The organism is Pseudomonas sp. 67(2021) (genome assembly GCF_017491835.1).
In the GTDB taxonomy this organism is placed as follows: domain Bacteria; phylum Pseudomonadota; class Gammaproteobacteria; order Pseudomonadales; family Pseudomonadaceae; genus Aquipseudomonas; species Aquipseudomonas atacamensis.
Window position 1 is genome coordinate 415,098 of record NZ_JAFGYL010000002.1, and the last position, 23,136, is coordinate 438,233.

At 61.0% G+C, this 23,136-nt stretch carries 18 protein-coding genes and 1 tRNA gene; 7 read left to right on the forward strand and 12 right to left on the reverse strand.

All coding sequences use genetic code 11. From position 1 onward, the window contains the following. Positions 1-55: 55 nt before the first annotated feature. On the forward strand, positions 56-256 hold the full coding sequence (locus J5M66_RS05565; protein WP_016773917.1) for a hypothetical protein: 201 nt from the start codon (positions 56-58) through the stop codon (positions 254-256). Here the strand turns inward: J5M66_RS05565 and J5M66_RS05570 are convergent. Next, positions 253-483, reverse strand: coding sequence for a hypothetical protein (locus J5M66_RS05570; protein WP_207807353.1), 231 nt, complete (start codon positions 481-483; stop codon positions 253-255). The genes J5M66_RS05565 and J5M66_RS05570 overlap by 4 nt on opposite strands. A gap of 219 nt (positions 484-702) precedes the next feature. Between J5M66_RS05570 and J5M66_RS05575 the strand changes: the two genes are divergently transcribed. Then, positions 703-778: transfer RNA gene (locus tag J5M66_RS05575), tRNA-Asn, on the forward strand. A gap of 112 nt (positions 779-890) precedes the next feature. Here J5M66_RS05575 and J5M66_RS05580 read toward each other — a convergent pair. Continuing rightward, positions 891-2,414: a nucleobase:cation symporter-2 family protein gene (locus J5M66_RS05580; protein WP_024012376.1), complete on the reverse strand. Its 1,524-nt coding sequence runs from the start codon at positions 2,412-2,414 to the stop codon at positions 891-893. A gap of 252 nt (positions 2,415-2,666) precedes the next feature. Between J5M66_RS05580 and J5M66_RS05585 the strand changes: the two genes are divergently transcribed. Both J5M66_RS05585 and J5M66_RS05590 read left to right on the forward strand, forming a co-directional pair. Next, the gene (locus tag J5M66_RS05585; protein WP_024012375.1) at positions 2,667-2,951 is read left to right on the forward strand and encodes a BrnT family toxin; all 285 of its coding nucleotides are present in this window, start codon (positions 2,667-2,669) and stop codon (positions 2,949-2,951) included. Between the two features lie 3 nt (positions 2,952-2,954). Further along, positions 2,955-3,290, forward strand: a complete 336-nt coding sequence (locus J5M66_RS05590; protein ID WP_076567077.1) for a BrnA antitoxin family protein — start codon at positions 2,955-2,957, stop codon at positions 3,288-3,290. Here J5M66_RS05590 and J5M66_RS05595 read toward each other — a convergent pair. The 10 genes from J5M66_RS05595 to J5M66_RS05640 all read right to left on the reverse strand — a co-directional run bounded on the left by J5M66_RS05595 (position 3,287) and on the right by J5M66_RS05640 (position 17,848). Then, positions 3,287-4,120: an arylamine N-acetyltransferase gene (locus tag J5M66_RS05595; RefSeq protein WP_206420697.1), complete on the reverse strand. Its 834-nt coding sequence runs from the start codon at positions 4,118-4,120 to the stop codon at positions 3,287-3,289. The genes J5M66_RS05590 and J5M66_RS05595 overlap by 4 nt on opposite strands. Before the next feature lie 100 nt (positions 4,121-4,220). Next, positions 4,221-5,015, reverse strand: coding sequence for an exodeoxyribonuclease III (xth, locus tag J5M66_RS05600; protein ID WP_207807354.1), 795 nt, complete (start codon positions 5,013-5,015; stop codon positions 4,221-4,223). Between the two features lie 83 nt (positions 5,016-5,098). Continuing rightward, positions 5,099-6,541 (reverse strand): mechanosensitive ion channel family protein, encoded by a 1,443-nt coding sequence (locus tag J5M66_RS05605; protein WP_130911611.1) that lies wholly within the window; start codon positions 6,539-6,541, stop codon positions 5,099-5,101. 326 nt (positions 6,542-6,867) lie between these two features. Further along, entirely contained in the window at positions 6,868-7,734 is an 867-nt protein-coding gene (locus tag J5M66_RS05610; protein ID WP_197890945.1) for a pirin family protein, read from the reverse strand. Positions 7,735-7,892: 158 nt separating this feature from the next. Continuing rightward, entirely contained in the window at positions 7,893-11,099 is a 3,207-nt protein-coding gene (locus J5M66_RS05615; protein WP_207807355.1) for a transporter substrate-binding domain-containing protein, read from the reverse strand. Positions 11,100-11,109: 10 nt separating this feature from the next. Beyond that, complete coding sequence (locus J5M66_RS05620) at positions 11,110-11,742, reverse strand: response regulator transcription factor (protein ID WP_206420700.1); 633 nt, start codon at positions 11,740-11,742, stop codon at positions 11,110-11,112. Between the two features lie 125 nt (positions 11,743-11,867). Then, positions 11,868-12,302 carry a hypothetical protein gene (locus tag J5M66_RS05625; protein WP_016773907.1) on the reverse strand — a complete coding sequence of 145 codons (435 nt, stop codon included), beginning with the start codon at positions 12,300-12,302 and terminating at the stop codon, positions 11,868-11,870. 216 nt (positions 12,303-12,518) lie between these two features. Beyond that, entirely contained in the window at positions 12,519-15,218 is a 2,700-nt protein-coding gene (gene mgtA, locus J5M66_RS05630) for a magnesium-translocating P-type ATPase (protein ID WP_207807356.1), read from the reverse strand. A gap of 676 nt (positions 15,219-15,894) precedes the next feature. Next, positions 15,895-17,232 (reverse strand): SidA/IucD/PvdA family monooxygenase, encoded by a 1,338-nt coding sequence (locus J5M66_RS05635; protein ID WP_207807357.1) that lies wholly within the window; start codon positions 17,230-17,232, stop codon positions 15,895-15,897. A gap of 133 nt (positions 17,233-17,365) precedes the next feature. Continuing rightward, entirely contained in the window at positions 17,366-17,848 is a 483-nt protein-coding gene (locus tag J5M66_RS05640; protein ID WP_016773904.1) for a sigma-70 family RNA polymerase sigma factor, read from the reverse strand. Positions 17,849-18,127: 279 nt separating this feature from the next. On the opposite strand from J5M66_RS05640, the gene J5M66_RS05645 reads away from it, so the two are divergent. The 3 genes from J5M66_RS05645 to J5M66_RS05655 are packed head-to-tail and all read left to right on the forward strand — an operon-like array spanning position 18,128 to position 22,664. Beyond that, a complete protein-coding gene (locus tag J5M66_RS05645; protein WP_024012365.1) occupies positions 18,128-19,291 on the forward strand; it encodes an efflux RND transporter periplasmic adaptor subunit in 1,164 nt (387 codons plus the stop codon). Further along, a complete protein-coding gene (locus J5M66_RS05650; protein WP_207807358.1) occupies positions 19,292-21,262 on the forward strand; it encodes a MacB family efflux pump subunit in 1,971 nt (656 codons plus the stop codon). 7 nt (positions 21,263-21,269) lie between these two features. Further along, positions 21,270-22,664, forward strand: coding sequence for an efflux transporter outer membrane subunit (locus J5M66_RS05655; RefSeq protein WP_207807359.1), 1,395 nt, complete (start codon positions 21,270-21,272; stop codon positions 22,662-22,664). Positions 22,665-23,136 lie beyond the last annotated feature (472 nt).

The window sequence follows — 23,136 nt, forward strand, 5'->3', positions numbered from 1 at the left end:
TTCCGCAGCTCCTACCGGTTTTGTGTACACCCGAGATTTTTTGAAGAGAACCCACATGAAAAACGACAACCTGCGCGCTGACCGTGACGACCTGGATGATTTCATCCCGCGCGCTCCGGCCAAGCGTGAAAAGAGCCTGGTGCTGCAAGTCGCCACCGGGGTATTCCTCGGTGGCCTGGCCCTGTGGCTGGTGCAACTGGCGGCGACGGCGGCCTATGCCAAGCTGATGCTCGGCACGATTACCTTCGGCAGTTAAGCCAGCTCGGCCGAGCGTTGAGTGGCAGCATCGTCATAAATCACATACAGCGATTCGGCGACCTGGCTCTTGATGGCCTTGCTGCTTTCGAGACCGAGGACGAAACCTTCGGCCTTGCCGCCGGCGCGGTTCAATTCTTCGGCAGTACTTGCCCCGGTGATTGCATCCAAAAGTTTTTCGGCGTGCGGGCCGATCCCTTTGGGCAGGCTGATCTGTGCAGTGCTCATGCGAGCACCTCGGTGTTACGGGTGATTTGATTCATGGCGCGTACCTTTGCGGCGAATGGCCGGCAGCGCGTGTGACCACTTCCGGGCTGCCATGGTAGACCTCTGAGGCCTTTCTGGTAACCGCCAATCGCTGACAAAATGCCGTCCGTCCCGACGAATCGCAAAAGTTGCCAGGCGATGCTTGACTTCTCTTTTTGAATCAGTAACATACGCACCAATTCCGCAATAGCTCAGTTGGTAGAGCAAGTGACTGTTAATCACTGGGTCCCTGGTTCGAGTCCAGGTTGTGGAGCCAAATAGCAAAGCCCCTGAATCGCAAGGTTCAGGGGCTTTTTTGTGGGCGCACGAAAAATACAAAAAGGCCGATCTGTTGGGCAGATCGGCCTTTTCCGTTTCAGACGCAGCAGTCAGACATGTTCGCTGCTTTTCACCTGCACCTTCGGCGCGCCGTGGCCATGATCATGGTCATCCGGCTCGATCACCGGCACTTCCTTGCCATCGCAATCATGCAGCTTGCCGTCGCTGAAGTAATCGCCTTCACGCAGCGCGGCGAGATCGCGATAACGCAGCGTGCGCTCTTCGGCTGCGGCGAACACCGACTGTTGATCCGAGTTGCCGGTCGTGAAGTGGTTGAAGGCCAGATTGAGCAGGATCGCCATGATTGCCGATGAACTGATGCCCGAATGGAAAATCGTCGCGAACCAGCTCGGGAAGTGATCGTAGAAGTTCGGCGCTGCGATCGGGATCATGCCGAAACCGATCGAAGTGGCGACGATGATCAGGTTGACGTTGTTGCGGTAGTCCACCTTCGACAACGTGCGAATGCCGCTGGCGGCCACGGTGCCGAACAGCACGATCCCTGCGCCGCCGAGGACAGAAGTCGGCACGGCGGCAATCACCCGGCCCATGAACGGCAGCAGGCCGAGCACCACCAGGAACAGGCCGCCGGTGGCGACCACGAATCGGCTCTTGATCCCGGTCACCGCCACCAGGCCGACGTTTTGCGCGAAAGCACTTTGCGTAAACGAACCGAAGATCGGCGCAAACATGCTCGACAGCATGTCGGCGCGCAGGCCGTTGCCCAAGCGTTTGGAATCTACCTTGGTGTCAATGATTTCGCCCACGGCAAGGATGTCTGCCGAGGTTTCCACCAGCGTCACCATGACCACAATGCACATCGACAGGATCGCGGCGAAATGGAAGGTCGGCATGCCGAAGTGGAACGGTGTCGGGAAGCCGAACATGGGGCCGGTGGTGACACTGGAGAAATCCGCCATGCCAAGGAACACCGCCAGCACCGTGCCGATGACCATGGCCAGCAGAATCGACAGCCGAGAAATGGTCGCGCTGCCAACCTTGCTCAGCAGCAACACCAGCACCAGCGTGACCGCCGCCAGACCGATGTTCTGCATGCTGCCGAAGTCCGGCGCGTGGCTGTTGCCGCCCATCGCCCAGCGTGCGGCCACCGGCATCAGCGTCAGGCCGATGGTGGTGATCACAATGCCGGTGACCAGCGGCGGAAAGAACTTGGTGATGCGTGAGAATACCGGCGTGATCAGCAAGCCGATCAACGAGGCGGCAATCACCGCACCCAGCACCGATTGGAAACCGCCCTCCCCGCCGCTGCTGACGATCGCAACCATGGTCGCCACGCCGGAGAACGATACGCCCTGGACCAGCGGCAGCTGACAGCCAAAAAACGGCAGACCCAGGGTTTGCAGCAACGTCGCCAGCCCCCCCGCAAACAATGAAGCAGCAATCAACAGACCAATGTCCGCCGGCGACAGACCGGCCGCCTGGCCAATGATCAGTGGCACCGCAACGATACCACCGTACATGGTCAGAACATGTTGCAGGCCGTAAGCCATATTCGCGCCGACCCCGAGGTTTTCGTCCTCGGGCCGTTGGTGTGAAACATGGGGCGTTTTCATGGTGGGGGGTTCCCTGGTTTTTGTTATGCGCACACTGTATTCAATACTCAGGACAAATGTCCATAGAGTTGTATACAACTTATCAGTCACATAATGGTTAGGTAGCCATCCAACCTTCTAGCCTGCGCTTCTTGCCCTAACAAATCCGGCAACACATCCCCGCTGCGTCCGCGCCAGTGCCCACCAGGCTGAAGTGTTCACGGCGACCGACGGTGCAGTCGCGCCCTTTTTTATACATATAAAGTATGCATAATGAAGTCATTCAAGATTCAGTACGACAAAAGCAAAAACGCAGCCAACAAACTCAAGCACAAAGGCATCAGCCTCGCCGAAGCCGAACCGGTTTTCCATGACGAATGCGCACTGACACTTGAGGACAACGACCATGACGAACAACGCTGGATCACCCTCGGCCTCGATGCCAAAGGTCGTGTGCTTGCCGTTGCTTACAGCTATCGCGAAGCCAATGTTGTTCGAATCATTTCCGCACGTCTCGCCACACCCAGCGAACGGCGCGCGTATTTTCAGGAGGCTTGAACGATGAAAGACGAATATGACTTTTCCGCAGGTAAACGCGGCGCAGTAGCGCCGAGCAAGGGCAAGACCCGCATCACCATCATGCTTGATGACGCGGTGATCGAAGCGGCGCGTACTGCCGCAGAAACCGAGGGCTTTGGCTATCAGACCGTGATCAACAACACTCTGCGCCATGCGCTGCTTGATGGCCCACGCCAGCAGGAAAGCGCTGATGATTCAGGTCTGACGGGACAATTCAAGAAAGGCATCACCGCCACCGATCTCAAGAGTCTCGAGCGAAAGCTGTCAGCGGCCATCGGCGAAATCCGTCGCGTATTGGAGCCTGATGTAAAGCCTTAGATGGAGGCTGGCGCGATGACCCGAGCCAGCGCTTGTCGCACACGCGGTGAATCAGGCACCTGAAGATCGAACTCGCGCCGCAGCAACTCCATCAGCTCGTCGACATCCGCGACTTCGCGCCGCTCACTGTCCGCGCCCATGTGATGAATGGCAAAACTGCCGTTGTTCAGGGTTTTGCGCCAGCCAGCGCCGGTGCGCGCGACCATCAGGCGCTGGGCAAAGGGTGACTCGGGATGGGTGGAGACGTACCAGTTGCCGACGGTGTAATCGATGTCTTCCTGGCGCTGCAAATCGAACAGGTACATCGGCCGCCATTCGCCTGCGACTTTGGCGCGCAGCAGATAGCCATCCGCTTGCTTGTCGATGCGGTAAGGTTCGTGCGGGGTGGGTTGCTCATCTTCACTGTCGAGCAACAGCGGCGCGGTGGGCACCATGCCACCGAAGCCGACATCGGTGATGTAACGCACTCCGTCGATGGTCACCAGACTCAAACGATGGGTTCGCGCCGTCCAGCTGCCTTCCGGCTGATTCATCACCACGCGCCCGCTGATCGCCCGTGCGTCGAAGCCCAATTCAAGCAGCAGCGCATAGAACAAATGATTGAGCTCATAGCAGTAGCCGCCCCGCCCCTGCTGCAACACCTTGTCTTCGATGGAGACCAAGTCGATCAACACCGGCTCTGCACTGATCGTTGCCAGATTTTCGAAAACAAACTCGGCGGTATGGCGCAGTTGCAACTGACGCAACGTATCCAGTGTCGGTGGCGGCGGCGCATCGAAACCCAGACGTTGCAGGTACAGATTGGTATTGGTCAGCCGTGCCACACTCATTGCTCGATCCTTATGCATGGGCCGCAGAACACTGCGTTGATGTTGCCCTGTATACGGGATCAAGCACGGCTTCCGACAATTGATTTCGCCAATCGCCCGCTCAGCGCTTTTTCCGCGAAGCGATCCGAATCCATGTCGGTGCATGGTCACTGGCGTGCGGTTCGTTGCGCACCCAGGCGTCAACACCGGCGTCGTGCAGATACGGGCTCAATGCCGGGTTGAGCAACAGGTGGTCGATGCGCAGGCCGGAATTGGTTTGCCAATGGTTACGGAAGTAATCCCAGAAGGTGTAGAGGCGCTCTTCGGGATACACGTGGCGCAGAGAATCGGTCCAGCCCTGGTCCAGCAGCCGCTGGTAGCACTCGCGGCTTTCAGGTTGCAACAAGGCGTCCTTGAGCCAGGAACGGGTGTTGTAGATGTCCATGTCGGTGGGCACGACATTGAAGTCACCGGCCAGGACCACCGGGTGATCGCTGCTTTGCAGGTCTTTGGCGTAATTGATCAGACGCTCGAACCAGGCCAGTTTGTAATCGAATTTCGGCCCCGGCTGCGGGTTGCCGTTGGGCAGATACAGGCAACCGACCAGCACACCGTGCACCGCCGCTTCGATATAGCGGCTGTGGGTGTCATCGGGCTCGCCGGGCAAACCGCGTCGACTCTCCAACGGCTGCGCATCACGCGCCAGAATCGCCACGCCATTCCATGACGCCTGGCCCTGCCAGATTGCGCCGTAACCGGCGGCCTCCAATTCGGCGGCGGGAAATGCGCTGTCCACTGACTTGAGCTCTTGCAGGCAGACGATGTCCGGTTGCTCGCGCTTGAGCCATTCCAGCAGATTCGGCAGCCGCGCGCGCATGCCGTTGACGTTGAAGGTGGCGATTCGCAGGTTTTTCATCGTCTGCAACTCCTGCCCGGTGGGATTGCAAATTGTGACCCTGAGAACGCCGCGCAGGTTGCATCGAATCACAAAGCGACAGCTCAGACTCGGTTACGCAGCCATTGCAGAAAGCCTCTTTTCGGCGCGACCACAGGCGTTTCCTCGGTCAGCGACTGCGCCTTGTGCAGACGGAAATCGAGCAATGCCTGCATCGCATCGTGGATGTCATGGCGCGCGTCCAGGCACGGTTTCAGGTAGGACTTCTCGATGCGATACAGGGCGCAGAAAGTCTTCGCGGAAAAATCCGCCGGCAGCGCGGTGTCGGAAAGAATCCCGGCCTCGCCGATCACCTCGCCCGGCCCCATGCGCCCGGATTCCAGTGGCGCACCATGGCGCTTGAGCGTCACCGATACCACGCCGGATTCAATGATGAACAAATGATCGCTGACCTCCCCGCCCGCGAGAATCGTTTCGCCGACGCGGAAAGTTTGCAGAGTCATGTTCTGGCTGAAGGTGTCTTTTTCTTCTTCACGCAGAGTCGAGAAGATCGGTGAGCTTTCCAGCAGCGCCCGTGGCCGCGACAACTGCGGTGCGGCGCTGGTCTCGTTGCTCGACAGCAGGTTGACCCCGGAGGCCTGCAAATGCCGGTACGCGAGATCGAACAACTGATTGCGCACCACGCGCTTCTCGCCCATCGAGGCGACAAACCCGCTGATTTCGTATTCCGCGCCGCCGCTGGCAGAACTCTTCAACGACACGCTCGGCGCCGGTGTGTCGAGCAATTGCCGGCAGCCTTGCATCGCCCGCTCCAACGCCTCGATCACTGAGCTGGGCCGGGCATGGGGGCTGACGGGCACGCTGACGGAAACGCCGAACATATTGCTCGGTCGGCTGAAGTTGATGATTTTGGCTTTCGCCGCCAGCGAGTTGGGAATCACGGCCATGCTGCCCTGACTGGTTTGCAGACGCGTGGCGCGCCAGTCGATGTCGGTGACGCGGCCCTCGGTGCCGTCGATGGAGATCCAGTCATCGAGTTGATAGGGCTTGGTGGTGTTGAGGACGATGCCGGAGAACACGTCGCTCAAGGTGCTCTGCAAGGCCAAGCCGACGATGATCGCCAACGCGCCGGACGTCGCCAGCACGCCTTTGACCGGCAGATCGAGCACGTACGCCAGCGCCGCAATGATCGCGATGAGGAAAATCACCGCGCCGAGCAAGTCCTGCAACAGCCGGCCGGTATGGCCGACCCGCTGCATCATCACCGCGCCGATCAACACCGTCAGGGTGCGCGCACCAAACAGCCACCAGCCGATCTGCAACCCGGTCGCCGCCAGATGCAGCGGCACGTTGTCGGCCCACGGCGCCGGCTCCATCGGGTTGAGGCCTTCGTTGAACAGCACAATGCTGAACAAGGCGAAAATCAGCACCCGCACCAACAGCTTCCATTCGCTGCCGCGAGAGCTGATCAGCCGCCACAGGCCAAGATCGAGCAGGATCAGGATCAACGCGCTAAACAACGGGTGTTCGGTCAGCAGAGACAGCATCAAACAACTCCGACAAAGGCCAATCGCGAGAAGATCGCACAGATTGGCACAGTGTAGGAGCAATTGATTTCGGTGGATGAGCACCGGCTTACAAACACTGCAAAACCCTGAGCTGACGAAGGCTGCGATCTTGAGGCTGTGGGACGCGGAGCGTCCCCGGCTGCATTCCCACGCAGAGCGTGGGAACGATCAGACGCTGAACAACCTGTGGGAGCGAGCCTGCTCGCGAAGGCGTCATGTCAGTCACTACTTCTTCGACCGAATCAGAGCATTCGCGAGCAGGCTCGCTCCCACAGGGAAGTTTCAGTTGGCGGTAAAGCTCGGGGTCAGGCGTGCATCTGGCCAAAGCGCCCGGACTGGAAGTCGGCAAAGGCCTGATGGATTTCCTGCTCGGTGTTCATCACGAACGGGCCGTGGCCAACGATCGGTTCGTCGATCGGCTCGCCACTGAGCAGCAACACCACCGCGTCTTCGCTGGCCTGGAGGGTGAGTCGATCACCGTCGCGTTCGAACAGCGCCAACTGCCCTACCCCAACCGATTCCGCACCGTTGACCAGCACCGAACCTTTCAACACCACCAGTGCGGTGTTGCGTCCTTCGTGCAGATCAAGCGTCAGCAACTTGCCGGCATTGAGGCGCAGATCCCACACGTCGATTGGCGTAAAAGTCCGCGAAGGTCCGGTGTGCCCATCGAATTCGCCGGCGATCAGACGCAGGCTGCCGGCGTGGTCCTTGAGCGCGATGCTCGGAATGTCGCGGTCGAGAATGGTCTGGTAACCCGGCGCGGCCATTTTGTCCTTGGCCGGCAGGTTGACCCACAGCTGGACCATTTCCAGCTTGCCGCCGGTTCGGGCGAAGTTTTCCGAGTGGAATTCCTCATGGAGGATGCCGGACGCTGCGGTCATCCACTGCACATCACCCGGGCCGATGGTGCCGCCACTGCCGGTGGAATCGCGGTGCTGCACTTCGCCGTCGTAAACGATGGTCACGGTTTCGAAACCACGGTGCGGGTGCTGGCCGACGCCACGCTGTTCAGTGGTCGGGGTGAATTCGGCGGGACCGGCGTGATCGAGCAGCAGAAACGGGCTGATGTGCTTGCCCAGGTTGTCGTAGGAAAACAGCGTGCGCACCGGGAAACCATCGCCGACCCAATGGCCGCGCGGGCTGGTGTAAATGCCGATGATGTTTTTCATGGGGTCTCCAATGGGTGAATGCATTGGATTAAGCCTAAAGGCATATCGAATATTCGACTAGATGGTGGAAATCGGCTTGAGTGTTCCATATGCAGAACAATTGAGTCAGCGGCGCGCATTTCGCGAGCAGGCTCGCTCCCACAGGAATCTGCAATGGTTCAGAGGCAACGTGCGAGGCCGTGCATGGCTTCGCGCAACCTGTCGATGGCGCGGTCGATGACAGCGCTGTCACTGTCTCGGCACGCCGTGTCCAGATCTGCACACGCCGCAACAACCCGCGCAGCCCCAACCATTTGCGCACCGCCCCTGATGCGATGGGCCAGCTCACGCAGGCCGTTGCGGTCGCCGACGTGGGTCTGATCCAAAGCTTGCAGATCGTCGCGCAAGCTATTGCCGACTTCCTTGCGCAAACGCTCGATCAACGAGTGATCGGCACCGGCCATCTGCTCCAGGGCACTCAGATCAATCTCGACGGGCTCGGCACTTGGCGGTTCATCTTCGTGGCGCTCGCAACGCTGAGCGCCTTTCAGGGCTTCAGCCAGATCATGCAAACGAATCGGTTTGAACAGGCAACCGTCCATGCCAGCGTCCAGACAACGCAAACGCTCTTCGACCTGCGCATTGGCCGTAAAACCGAGGATCAGACAGGGTGCGCGGCCGCCGGCGGCTTCTTCGTTGCGAATCGCCTGTGCCAGCTCATAGCCATTGCGTCGCGGCATGTTGCAGTCGGTAATCACCACATCGAAGGCCTGGGTTCGCCAGCGGTCCAGCCCCTGTTCGCCATCGCCCACATCTACCGAGCGATGCCCCAGTTCGCTCAATTGCCAGCACATCAGCAAGCGGTTGACCGGGTGATCGTCCACCACCAACACGCTTAATACACAGGTAGCGGCTGCCGCCTCGGGCGTTGCCAGCGTGGTCGTCACAGCTGTCAACAGCGGCAAGGACAGATTCATTTCCACTCGCGTGCCTTGCCCGAGATCACTATCGAGACCCAGCGTGCCGCCCATCATTTCGCAGAGGTTACGGCTGATCACCAGACCCAGGCCGGAACCGCTGCGCGCCGCTTGAAGACTATTGCTCGCTTGAACGAACGGGCTGAACAGGCGCTTTTGATCTTCGCCGCTGATGCCGATGCCGTTGTCTTCGATGCGCAACAGCAAGTCCACTTCAGCGTCGGTCATGGCGATGACCTGCAAGCGCAAACTCACCTCGCCCACCTCAGTGAATTTGATCGCATTGCTCAACAGGTTCGACAGCACCTGTTTGAAGCGCGTCGGATCAATCAGCACATCCACGTCGGCGCGCGGATCAAGTTCGATGCGCCACGAGAGCCGTTTCTGCCGCGCCAGCCCTTCGAACACTCGGCATACCGATAACACCGTCTCGCGTAAATTGGCCCGCTCGGGCGAAAGGGACAAATGCCCCGACTCGATACGGGCGATGTCGAGAATGTCGCCAATCAACGCCAATAATTGCTGGCCGGCATTCGACGCCACCTGAATTGCCAGTCGATCAGTCACGCCCTCCTCTGCGCGCTTGAGCGCCAGTTCGAGCATGCCGATCAAGGCGTTCATCGGTGTGCGAATCTCGTGGCTCATGGTCGCCAGGAAAGTGCTTTTGGCCCGATTGGCCTCATCCGCTGCGTCCTTGGCCTGTTGCAGTTGCAACAACCATTGCTGGCGCTGATGGATCTGCCGACGCTGCCAGCCGATCCAGATCAGGGCCAGCAGCAGCAAGCCTGCGGCGCCGGCAAAACCAAGCAGAATTTCGCGGCGATGGCGCGACCAATAGCTGTCCTCCACCACCACATCGTGGCTCCAGCGCTCGACCAGTTCATCCATTTGCTGCGGCGCGATGCTCAGCAACGCCTTGTTCAGGATCGAGTGCAGCAGCGCCGACTGCGGCGCCGTGGCCAAAGCGATGCGCGCCGGCTGATCGCCTACGGTGCCGGTAATACGCAGGCGGTCGCGGTATTGGCGGGCGATCAGAAAACGCGCCACCAGCAACGAGCTTACCGTCACGTCGACCTGTCCACGGGCAATCAGCGCCATGCCTTCGGCGGGGCTTTTGACTTCGACCAGACGCAGGCCGGGAACCCGTTGCAAGAGGTATTCGCGCAACGGGTGGCCGCGATAGATCGCCAGGCGTTTGCCCGCCAGTTCGTCGAGCGGCAATGGATGTGGTCCGTTCGCTGCGCTGACTAGCACGAACGGATTGTTCAGATAGGCGCGGGTGAATTGCAGCTGCGCTTCCCGCTCGGTGCTCGGCGTCACCACGGGCAAAATATCGAGTGCGCCGGCCTGAAGTTGTTCGAACTGGTCGTTCAGCGAGGTGCCACGCACGATCTCGAAATTCAGCCCGCTGCGCTGCGCAATCAGGCTCAGCAACTGCGCTGCCAGCCCGTTGAAGCGTCCATCAGCATCGAAAAACGCCAACGGCGCGAAGTCTTCGACAGCGCCGACCCGCACCACCGGGTGCTGATCCAGCCACTGCTGCTCGGCGGCGCTGAGCTGTACCCGCGACTGTTCGGCCATCTCGGCGAGGCCGACGCTCCAGCGCTGTTCGATCAGATGGCGACGCTCCATGGGCACGGCCAGCAAGGCCTTGTCGACGATGCGTTTGAGCACCACATCGCTGCGCAACAACGCAAAGGCGAACGGATTGGCATCAAGCCCCGACGGCCCGGCCAGTTGCAGGTCGTTGCGATAATTGGTGTTGATCAGGTAGTTGGCGCTGATGAAGTCGCCCAGGTACACGTCGTCGGCACCGAAGGCGACCGCGCCGAGTGCATCCATGGCCGAAGCATAAAGCTGTACGTGGGCGCCGGGGTAGAACGCCTGAACATGGGCCAGTGGCAGGTAATCCTCGACCATGGCGATGCGTTTGCCTGCAAGGTCAGCAGGCAGTTTCTCGTCATGACGCGTCACCAGCATCGGCTGATCTTCAGCATACGGCCGCGACAGAACAAAGGCCGGATCCGCCGCTTCGAAACTGTTCGAGGTGCCCAGGAGTTCGACGTCAGCGCGCTTGAGTGCGGCCATCAGTGCGGGACGATCGGCGAAACGCCGCACTTCGATCCTGATGCCGAGCAGTTGCGCCAGCAGATCGGCGTAATCGGCGGTCAGCCCTTCCAGCTCATGCTGATTGCGGGTGATTTCGAAGGGCGGGTAATCCGGGCCGGAGATGCCCATGCGCAAGACTGGATGCTCACGCAGCCACTGGCGCTCCCGATCATCGAGGCGCACCTGGATACTTCCCGGTTCGAGGCGCGCCAGCACCTCCAGCGTCTGCGGCTGGTCATTCGCCCCGACCGAGGCAACAAGCCCCAGCCACAGCAATAAAACCCGCAGTCCCTGCATCATGTCGGGGTACTCAGATCAAGTGATTGCGCTTGGCGAACTCACGCAGAAGCACCAGCGAACCCAGGCCAAGTTTCGCCATCATGCGGGTCTTGTAGGTGCTGACGGTTTTGTGACTCAGGTGCATTTCCAAAGCGATGGCCTTGTTCGGTTTGCCCAGCGCCAGATTCACGAAAATGCATAACTCTCGATCGGACAGCTGCGCGATCAGCTCCTTTTCCGTGCGTTGCACGGCGTTGTACAGACCGTTGGTATTGGGCAATGCGGAGAAATAAGTATGGCCGGACATCAATGCCTTGATGGCTTCGTGCAGCAGAGTCAGTTGATTGCTCTTGGTCACGTAGCCCCGTGCGCCGGCGCGCAGACAGCGCTCCTGGTAATGCGTGGGCTCATGCATGCTGAACACCAGCACCCGGCAACGCGCCGTTGGCGCCTTGATCTGGATTCGCGTCAGCACTTCCAGACCGTCCATCGATCCCAGCCCCAGATCGAGCACAACCAGGTGCGGATCATGCGCGCAGATCAACGGCACGACTTCATTGCCATTGGACGCTTCATGAATCTGCGTGAAGCCTTGAGCCTGCAGAACGATCCGAATGGCCGCGCGCACGACTGGATGGTCATCGACGATCAGCGCTGACTTCATTGGGACTCCTGCAAAATCGAAGACACCGCAACAGTCTGTCCCGGAGTCGGTGGCTGCGCCGGCACTGTTACATGGATGGGCAAGAGAATCACCTGTCAGGTCTGACAGTTGTGCAGAGTGTTTTTTTATGCATTGGCATGGCGCAACGATGCGTGGGCGTCAGGCGCTGCCTGGGGTTCGTCGCAAGTTTCGACTCTCGCCATTACCTGCCCGATGAGCTGTGAATTGGGCAATGGCGTCGGGCTGATCTGCGCGTTTTCCTGAGCAAACCCGGCAGCCGCCTGCAAAGGTGCCGACGGTTCGTTGTAGATCAGAGCATGGCGAACCTGTGGGTTATCGAGCAGAAAGCCCAGCAGATCGAGAGAGCCTGCCGCCAGTTCGGCATTGATCACCAGCACATCGAACGGCTCGCAGCCATAGTCGACCAGGGTCAACAGTTCGCCGAGAGTCTGCACCGGGGCGACGCGGTAGTAGCCGAGCGCGTTGAACAGGCGCTCGATTTTCATGCGATGAAAATGCTGCGGGTCGGCGATCAGGATGCGCAACGCTTTGTTGCTCATGGTCATTCTCCCGGTGAGGTTTGGGGAGGGCAAGACTACGCAAGCGTCGGCGATAGCTCTGTAGGACTTTTCCTAAAAATTTGGTCATTCATCCGGCGGCCCTGACGCACCAATATCCCCTGCTCGCGAAGGCGGTATACCTGTCAGAAATTTATTGACTGACACGACGCCTTCGCGAGCAGGCTCGCTCCCACAGGGGAAAGCATTCCATGGCGGTTATTGCCAGCCGAACCGGCGGATGTAGAAGCCTTTAACGGCTTGGGTCAGCGCCATGTACGCCAGCAGAATCACCGGCAGAAACACGAAATACAGCGACGGCAGCGCCTGCAATTTGAAGTAATGCGCCAGCGGCCCCATTGGCAGGAAGATGCCGACCGCCATGATGACCCCGGTCATCACCAGCAGCGGCATGGCCGCGCGGCTTTGCAGGAACGGGATCTTCGGCGTGCGGATCATGTGCACGATCAGCGTCTGTGTCAGCAGACCGACCACGAACCAGCCGGACTGGAACAGCGTTTGGTGATCCGGGGTGTTGGCGTCGAACACGTACCACATCAAGGCGAACGTCGTGATATCGAAGATCGAACTGATCGGGCCGAAAAACAGCATGAAGCGCCCGACGTCAGCCGGCTGCCAGCGCTGCGGCTGTTTCAGCATCTCGTCGTCGACGTTATCGAACGGAATGGCGATCTGCGAAATATCGTAGAGCAGGTTCTGCACCAACAGGTGCATCGGCAGCATCGGCAGGAACGGGATGAACGCGCTGGCAACCAGCACCGAGAACACATTGCCGAAGTTGGAGCTGGCAGTCATCTTGATGTACTTGAGCATGTTGGCGAAGGTGCGCCGCCCTTCGAGCACGCCCTCCTCCAGCACCATCAGGCTTTTTTCCAAGAGAATGATGTCCGCCGCTTCCTTGGCGATGTCCACCGCGCTGTCCACGGAAATGCCGATGTCGGCGCTGCGCAGCGCCGGCGCGTCGTTGATACCGTCGCCCATGAATCCGACCACATGGCCGTTGCCCTTGAGAATGCCGACGATGCGCTCTTTGTGCGCCGGCGTGAGCCTGGCGAAGACGTTGGTCGTCTCGACCGCCATGGCCAGGTCAGCATCACTCATGCGCTCAATGTCATTGCCCAGCAGCAAACCCTGTTGGGCGAGGCCTACCTCACGGCAGATTTTCGCCGTCACCAGTTCGTTGTCACCGGTCAGCACCTTGACCGCCACGCCATGCTCGGCCAAGGCCTTGAGCGCTGGCGCGGTGCTTTCCTTCGGTGGATCGAGGAACGCCACGTAACCGATCAGCGTCAGTCCCTGCTCATCAGCCAGGCTGTAAATCTCGCGCCCTTCTGCCATTGAGCGAGCCGCGACCGCCACCACGCGCAGACCTTCAGCGTTGAAGGCTGCGGTGACCTGACTAATCCGCGCCAGCAATTCATCGCTCAAAGCCTCATCAACTTCGCCGTGACGCACCCGGCTGCACACCGCCAGCACTTCTTCCACCGCGCCTTTGCAGATCAGTTGATGGGGCTGACCGCGGCCCTCCACCACCACCGACATGCGCCGGCGATTGAAATCGAAGGGGATCTCATCGACCTTGCGAAACACGCTGCCGACCTTGAGTTCGCGATGGACTTCCACGTGTTCGAGCACGGCGACATCCAGCAGGTTTTTCAGGCCGGTCTGGTAGTAGCTGTTGAGGTAGGCCAGTTCCAGCACAGCGTCAGAATCCTCACCCCAGACGTCGACATTACGCGCCAGAAAGATCTTGTCCTGAGTCAGGGTGCCGGTCTTGTCGGTGCACAGCACGTCCATGGCGCCGAAGTTCTGGATCGCGTCGAGGCGTTTGACGATGACCTTTTTGCGCGACAGAAACACGGCGCCTTTGGCCAGGGTCGAAGTGACGATCATCGGCAGCATTTCCGGGGTCAGGCCCACGGCAACCGACAGCGCGAACAGGAGCGCTTCGCTCCAGTCGCCCTTGGTGAAACCGTTGATGAACAGCACCAGCGGCGCCATGACGAACATGAAGCGGATCAGCAGCCAGCTGACCTTGTTGACGCCCTGCTGAAACGAGGTCACCGCGCGGTCCGTCGCGCCGACCCGTTGCGCCAGCGCACCGAAGTAGGTGCTGTTGCCGGTGGTGAGAATCAGTGCAATCGCGCTGCCGGAGACGACGTTGGTGCCCATGAACAGAATGTTGTCCAGCTCGAGCGGGTTACGCGTGTCGCGATCGGTCTGCCGGGTGAATTTCTCCACCGGCATCGACTCACCGGTCATTGCTGCCTGGCTGACGAACAGGTCCTTGGCGCTGAGCACGCGGCAATCGGCGGGAATCATGTCGCCGGCCGAGAGCACGATGAGATCGCCGGGCACCAGTTGCTTGATCGGCAGCTCGCGGCGTGGGCCATCGCAGCGCAGCACCGTAGCGGTGTTGCTGACCATGGCTTTGAGCGCATCGGCGGCCTGATTGGATTTGTTCTCCTGCCAGAAGCGCAGCAGCGTCGACAGCACCACCATGGAGAAAATCACCACGGCCGCCTTGAGGTCTTCTGTCAGCCAGGAGATCACCGCGAGCAAGGTCAGCAGCAGGTTGAACGGGTTTTTGTAGCAGTGCCACAGATGAGTCCACCACGGCAGCGGCTGCTCGTGCTCGACCTCGTTGAGGCCATGTTGCGCGCGCAGTGCATCGGCCTCGACCTCGGTGAGCCCCTCGCCATGCGTGCCCAGCGATGACAGCAACGCAGCGCTGTCTTCATGGGCGGCAGCGACCAGCGTACTGGCCAGCGTCGGCGGCACTTCACGGCTGACCGTGGTGTCATTGATCGAATCCAGCAGCGCCAGACGACGGAAGTGCCGGGCGATGTGGCGGCTGCGCAGAAAGCCTGCGAAAAATTCCTTGAGCGTGAGTTTCATGGCTGTGTCCCCTGTGGTCAGCCGGGAAACCGTCGGGCAGGTACCGCCGCGCCCTGGCACCGGGACAACCGGCACGGCCAGACGTGGCACGCCGGTCGGGAACGACAGGCGTGTCGATAGGCTGCGATGACGACTGAGGTCGCCATCACGCCTGGTTCAGCGTCGATGAGAAGGACGTCGAGACACGATCCAGAACTGGCCGTGCACGGGATGCCGCTGCTCGCTGTTACGGCGAGACAACGGCAGGGAAAGACTGCGCGTTATCTTGCCGAGAATCTGCCGGTGATCGAGACCGGCCGACAACTGTCACTCGAACAAGTACCCACTGTGGGTCTCCGCAATTGATGAAAACGCGCGAAGCTTACGCCCGCAGCGAAACGGCTGGAAGAGGTGTTTTCGGCGAATGTGGGGGGTGTTCAGGAAGGGTTCAGAATTTCCCCGCGATCGTTCCTGCGCTCAGCGTAGGAACGCCTCATCGGACGCTCCGCGTTCGGCTTCTGAAAGGGACGTGGAGCGTCCCGGGCGGCATTCCCACGCAGAGCGTGGGAACGATCATATGTGGGGCTTTCCATGGCCCCTTCGCGAGCAGGCTCGCTCCCACATTTTGCCCTGCGTTCACAGAACCATTGTGGGAGCGAGCCTGCTCGCGAAAGCGGTGTGACAGGCGCCGCATACTTCAGCTGGCAGTCGCCAACAACAGCTCCGCCACCGAGCGGCTGTGCCCGCGCTGTTTTCCATGCTCGTACAGCGAGCCGGCGATTTCGTCGGCGCGAATCGGCAGCACCGACAGCAGCGTATCGCTCAGGCCATGGCTGGCCTGGCAGAAGCCCTGCATATAAATGCCGGCCTTGCAGCGCTCGTCGGTGATCAGTTTGTAGTTGCGATCGACCTCGAACTCACCGAGGTACTCCTCCAGCGGCGCGAGCAACTTGCGGTGCATCTGCCGCTCGTAACCGGTGGCCAGCACCACGGCGTCATAGATTCGCACCGTGACTTCGCCGGTGGCGTTGTTGCGCACGGCCAGTTCGATGCCGTTTGCCGTGGCAGTGGCGCTCTCGACGGTGGTCAGGGTGCGGAACGCATGGCGGGCAATCCCGGAAACCTTCTGCCGGTAGAAGATGCCGTAGATGCGTTCGATCAGGTCGATGTCGACCACCGAATAGTTGGTGTTGTGGTACTCGTTGACCAGACGCTCGCGCTCGACGCTGTTCTGCTGGAACACCAGATCGGTGAACTCCGGCGAGAACACCTCGTTGACGAACGGGCTGTCATCCGCAGGCTTCAAGGCCGAGCCGCGCAGGATCATGTCGACCTGCACCGACGGGAACGAATCATTCAGGTCGATAAAGGCTTCCGCCGCGCTCTGCCCGCCGCCGATGATGGCGATGCTCATCGGTTGGTTGTTCACGCACGGCTGCCTGGCCATTTGCGACAGGTATTGCGAATGGTGAAACACCCGATGATCGCCCTTCAGTGCCTTGAACGCTTCTGGAATACGCGGCGTGCCGCCAGCGCTGACCACCACCGAACGCGTGGTGCGCACGAACTGCTGGCCGTCGCTGCCCCGGGAAATCACCCGCAAGGCTTCGACCTGCTGGCTGTGCAATACCGGTTCGATGAATTGCACTTCTTCGCCATAACGGCTCTGCGCGGTGAACTGTCCGGCCACCCAGCGCAGGTAGTCGTTGTACTCCATGCGGCATGGATAAAAAGTGCCGAGGTTGATGAAATCGACCAGACGCCCGTGGTGCTTGAGGTAGTTGACGAACGAGTAAGGGCTGGTCGGATTGCGCAGGGTCACCAGGTCCTTGAGGAAGGAAATCTGCAACTCGCTCTGCGTCGACAAGGTGTTGCCGTGCCAGCTGTAAGTGGCCTGCTTGTCGAGGAACAGCACATCCAGTTCGCCTTGGATCCGGCCGCGCTCCTGCAGAGCGATGGCCAGTGCCAGGTTCGAAGGGCCGAAACCGACGCCGATCAGGTCGTGAACGATGGGCGATGCAATTGCCTGTGTCATTTCCAGTGTCCTCTGGATGAACCCCTCAACGCGGGGAAATAAAGCCTGGGTGGCCTGACCGGCCTGAATCAGGTCAGCAGGTCGTCTGTTGAGTAGGAACGAGGACGATGAAAGGAAATTTAACCGGCGCGGCTCACTGGCCATCCCATTGCTGGATGCGCAAGCGGCAATGCTTCATGGCGTTGACGATGTGTTTTTCCACCAGTGCCCGGGAGATGCCGAGGGTCTGAGCGATTTCCGGATGGGACATTCCTTCGATCTTGCGCAGCAGAAAACTGTCGCGGCACAGCGGCGGCAGCTCGGCCAGTGCGCGCTGGAGCATTTCCAGGCGCTGGCCGTGATCGAGGGTGCCGTGGGGGGACGGGGTGAAATAGCGCTCTTCGTTATCCAGCACGTCCAGCGATTCGACCTGGCGCAGCGCGTTGCGGCGATGATCGTCGATAACCAGGTTCAACGCGGTGCGATAAAGAAAGGCCCGGGGTTGTTCGATCGGCACCTCGCTGGAGCGCTCCAGCACCCGTACATAGGCGTCATGCACCACATCCTCGGCGACCTGACGGTTGCCCAGTCTGGCGTTGAGGAAACACACCAGCTCACGATAGTAGTTTTCCAACATGACTCCCGACCGCATCGATGCCGTTTCTGTCCTTGAGCGCACTGATCAGACCTGCGAATCACGCAGTAGCAAGATAGTGGCAACTTGAGGTGCGTAATTTATAGTAATTCTCATATAGATTTAAAGAGTTGATTCCATATCCAGGACAAATAGTCGTGGCCCGGCTACGGTAACTCGATGTGTCTGCGGCTAAATTCCGTCGCCCATGCCTCGTTTACAGGACAGCCCCTGTGTCTGTCGTGCCTTGCGACGGGCCGCAACCACTGGCCGGAACCCTGCATGAATCGTCCCCGCCCCGCCCGTCGCGCGCTGTTTGCCGCCCTCTGTCTGATTCCCGTGATCGCCGTCGCTGCCTGGCAAGTCTTGCCACCCGGTCGCGACGCCGTTGCCACTGTGCAGGTCAGCCGCGGCGATATCGAAAACAGCGTGACGGCGCTCGGCACCTTGCAGCCGCGCCGCTACGTGGATGTCGGAGCACAGGCTTCGGGGCAGATTCAGAAGATTCACGTCGAGGCCGGCGATACGGTCAAGGAAGGCCAGTTGCTGGTGGAAATCGACCCGTCGACACAGAAAGCCAAGCTCGATGCCGGGCGCTTTTCCATCGAAAATCTCAAGGCGCAGTTGCAGGAGCAACGTGCCCAGCACGATCTGGCGCAGCAGAAATACCAGCGCCAGCAGAAACTCGCCGCCGGTGGCGCCACCCGCGAAGAAGACGTGCAGACCGCGCGCGCCGAGGTCCGCGCAACCCAGGCGCGCATCGACATGTTCCAGGCGCAGATCCGTCAGGCCCAGGCCAGCCTGCGCAGTGACGAGGCGGAACTCGGTTACACGCGCATCTACGCGCCGATGAGCGGCACCGTGGTCGCCGTCGGTGCGCGCGAAGGCCAGACCCTCAACGCGCAACAACAGACCCCGCTGATCCTGCGCATCGCCCGACTGTCGCCGATGACCGTGTGGGCCGAGGTTTCAGAGGCCGACATCGGCCACGTCAAACCCGGCATGACCGCCTACTTCACCACCCTCAGCGGCGGCACTCGGCGCTGGAGCAGCACCGTGCGGCAGATCCTGCCGGTGCCGCCGCGTCCGCTTGAACAGAATCAGGGCGGCAGTCCAACCAGTGGTCGCAGTGGCAGCGAACGGGTGGTGCTGTACACCGTGCTGCTCGATGTCGATAACGCCGACAACAGCCTGATGACCGACATGACCGCGCAGGTGTTCTTCGTCGCCGAACAGGCGCAAGACACCCTGACCGTACCGACTGCTGCCCTGCAACCGGGCTCGCGTCCGCAGTGGCAGCGAGCGCAGATCGTCGCTGCCAACGGTGAAATTCAGGCGCGCGAAGTACGCACCGGCATCAGCGATCGCCTGCGCACCCAGGTGCTGGAAGGTCTGGCCGAGGGCGAGCATGTTCTCAGCGCGCCGGCCACTGGTCATGGAGGCTGAATGCACACGCCCCTGATCGACCTGCGGCAGATCCGCAAAGCCTATGGCGGTGATGACAGCCCGCTGGTGGAAGTGCTGCGCGGGATCGATCTGTCGATCCATGCCGGCGAGTTCGTTGCGATTGTCGGCGCCTCCGGTTCGGGCAAATCGACGCTGATGAACATCCTCGGTTGCCTCGACCGCCCCACCAGCGGCGAGTATCTGTTCGCCGGGGAAAATGTCGCGCAGCTGGACAGCGATGAACTGGCCTGGCTGCGCCGCGAAGCCTTCGGTTTTGTCTTTCAGGGCTATCACCTGATCCCGTCCGGCTCGGCCCAGGAAAACGTCGAGATGCCAGCGATCTATGCCGGCACCCCGGCCGCCGAGCGGCATGCCCGAGCTCACGCGCTGCTGCAACGTCTTGGCCTCGGCACTCGCACCGGCAATCGCCCGCATCAGCTTTCCGGCGGCCAGCAACAGCGGGTGTCGATCGCCCGTGCGCTGATGAATGGCGGCCATATCATCCTCGCCGACGAGCCGACCGGCGCCCTCGACAGCCACAGCGGCGCCGAGGTCATGAGCCTGCTCGACGAACTCGCCGATCAGGGTCATGTGGTGATCCTCATCACCCACGACCGCGAAGTGGCGCAACGGGCCAAACGCATCATCGAAATCCGCGACGGCCTGATCATCAGCGACAGCGCCGGGTACGCGTGCGCGCCGCCTTCGGCCAATCCCGGCGCGTTGCAAGCGGTCGACCTGCGCCAGCGCCTGAGCAACGGCAGCAGCCAGACCGGCGCCTGGAAAGGTGAACTGCTCGACGCTGTACAAGCGGCGTGGCGGGTGATGTGGATCAACCGCTTTCGCACGGCGCTGACGCTGCTGGGCATCGTCATTGGCGTGGCCTCGGTGGTGGTCATGCTCGCCGTCGGCGAAGGCAGCAAGCGTCAGGTCATGGCGCAAATGGGTGCGTTCGGCTCCAACATCATTTACCTCAGCGGCTCGGCGCCGAACCCGCGTACGCCGGAGGGCATCATCACCCTCGACGACGTTGCCGAACTGTCCACCCTGCCCCAGGTGGAACGGATCATGCCGGTCAACGGCTCGACCGCTGGGGTGCGCTTTGGCAATGCTGACCACAGCAGTTACGTCGGCGGCAATGACACCAACTTTCCGCAGATTTTCAACTGGCCGGTGATCCAGGGCAGTTACTTCACCCAGGCCGACGAGGACAGCGCCGCCGCCGTCGCGGTGATCGGCACCAAGGTCCGCGACAAATTGCTCAAGGATGTCGCCGACCCCATCGGTCAATACATCCTCATCGAGAACGTGCCGTTCCAGATCCTCGGCGTGCTCGCCGAAAAAGGCGCCAGCTCCGGCGACTCTGATAGCGACAACCGCATTGCCGTGCCCTATTCGGCGGCGAGCACGCGACTGTTCGGCAGCCGCAATCCGCAATACGTGGTGATTGCCGCCAAGGACGCGCGCAAGGTCAAGGACGCCGAACAGGCCATCGAGCAGGCGATGTTGCGCCGGCACCACGGCAAGAAGGATTTCGAGCTGACCAACAATGCCGCGATGATCCAGGCCGAAGCGCGCACGCAAGGCACACTGTCGCTAATGCTGGGGGCAATTGCGGCGATTTCCCTGCTGGTCGGCGGTATCGGCGTGATGAACATCATGCTCATGACCGTACGCGAACGCACCCGCGAGATCGGTATTCGCATGGCCACCGGCGCCCGTCAGCGCGACATCCTCCGTCAGTTTCTCACTGAAGCGCTGATGCTCTCGGTGGTTGGCGGAATCGCCGGAATCGGCCTGGCGCTGCTGGTCGGCGGCGTGTTGTTGCTCAGCGGCGTGGCGATCGCCTTTCAAGGGCTGGCGGTGATCGGTGCGTTTGCCTGTGCGCTGGTCACCGGCGTCATTTTCGGCTTCATGCCGGCCCGCAAAGCTGCCCGGCTTGACCCGGTCACGGCCCTTACCAGTGAATGATCGACCTATGAAAGTGCGACTGACCTTCCTCGCCGCCAGCCTGTTGCTGGCGGCCTGCAGCAGCCCGGCGCCGCGCCTCGACAGCGGCGTGCAGCCACCGAGCGCGTGGCAGTCCGCCGACACCCCCGGCGCGCTGCAGAGCAATCGGCAATGGTGGACGCAATTCGGCAGCCCCGAACTGGAGCGGCTGGTGGAACAGGCGCGGCTGGGCAGCTACGACCTCGCCGCCGCCGTGGCGCGGGTCAGACAGGCCGAGGCCAGCGCAACCATCGCCGGCGCCCCGCTGCTGCCCGAGCTCAAGGCCGGGCTGAATGCCAACCGGCAGAAACTGATTCACGGCAAGGGCTACAGCCAACTGGATGTCAGCCCGGAGAGTCGTTCGCTGGACTATTACGATGCCGAGCTCAGCGCCAGCTACGAAGTCGATTTCTGGGGCGGTAAGCGTGCCGCCCGCGACAGTGCCGTGCTCGGCGTACAGGCCAGCGAGTTCGACCGCGCCACTGTTGAACTGACCTTGCTCAGCGGCGTCGCCAACAGTTACACCCAGGCCCTGGCCCTGCGTGAGCAGGCGCGCATTGCCGAACTCAATCTGGCCAATGCGCAGAATGTGCTGCATCTGGTGCAGACCCGTTTCGACACTGGCAGCGCCACCGCGCTGGAACTGGCCCAGCAGAAAAGCCTGGTGGCCGAACAACAGCGTCGTCTGCCGCTGGTGCAACAACAGGCCCGCGAAGCACTGATCAGCCTCGCCTCCCTGCTCGGCCAACCGGTGCAAGCGTTGCCGTTGCCCACGCAATCCTTCGCTCAATTGCACTGGCCGGACATCGCCAGCGGCGTGCCGAGCGACTTGCTCAGCCGGCGTCCGGACATTGCCAGCGCCGAGGCCAAGCTCGCCGCAGCCCAGGCTGATGTCACCGTCGCCCGCGCCGCGATGCTGCCGAAAATCACCCTGACCGCCAGTCTCGGCAGCGGCGCTGATCTGGCCGCCGATTTGCTGCGCACGACGTTCTACAACCTGTCCTCGGGGCTGACCGCGCCGATCTTCAACAACGGCCGCCTCAGCGCCGAACGCGACAAGGCCAAGGCGCGGCAGGACGAATTGCTGGAGACCTATCGCGGGGCAATCATCAACGGCTTCGCCGACGTCGAAAAAGCCCTCAGCAGCATTCGTGGCCTCGATGAACAACGGCAATGGCAAAGCGAAGAACTGAACCAGGCACAAACCGCCTTCGACATCGCCCAGAGCCGCTACCAGGCCGGCGCCGAAGACCTGCTCACCGTCCTGCAAACCCAGCGCACGCTGTATGCGGCGCAAGACCTCAACGTGCAACTGCGCCTGTCGCGGTTGCAGGCGAGCATTGCCTTGTACAAAGCGTTGGGGGGTGGCTGGGAGGTGATCTGACAGAGATGCGTCGAATGGACTGACGCATTCGCGAGCAAGCTCGCTCCCACAAATGGAATTCGGTCTGGACCGAAATCTCCGGCACGATCAAGGCCCGATGTGGGAGCGAGCTTGCTCGCGAAGAGGTCCTGTCAGGCACTGATGCATCTGAATGAGACACCGCATTCGCGAGCAGGCTCGCTCCCACAAATGGAATTCGGTTTGGACCGAAATCTCCGGCACGATCAAGGCTCCCTGTGGGAGCGAGCCTGCTCGCGAAGAGGTCCTGTCAGGCACTGATGCATCTGAATGACACACCGCATTCGCGAGCAGGCTCGCTCCCACAAATGGAATTCGGTTTGGACGGAAATCTCCGGCACGATCAAGGCTCCCTGTGGGAGCGAGCCTGCTCGCGAAGAGGTCCTGTCAGGCACTGATGCATCTGAATGACACACCGCATTCGCGAGCAGGCTCGCTCCCACAAATGGAATTC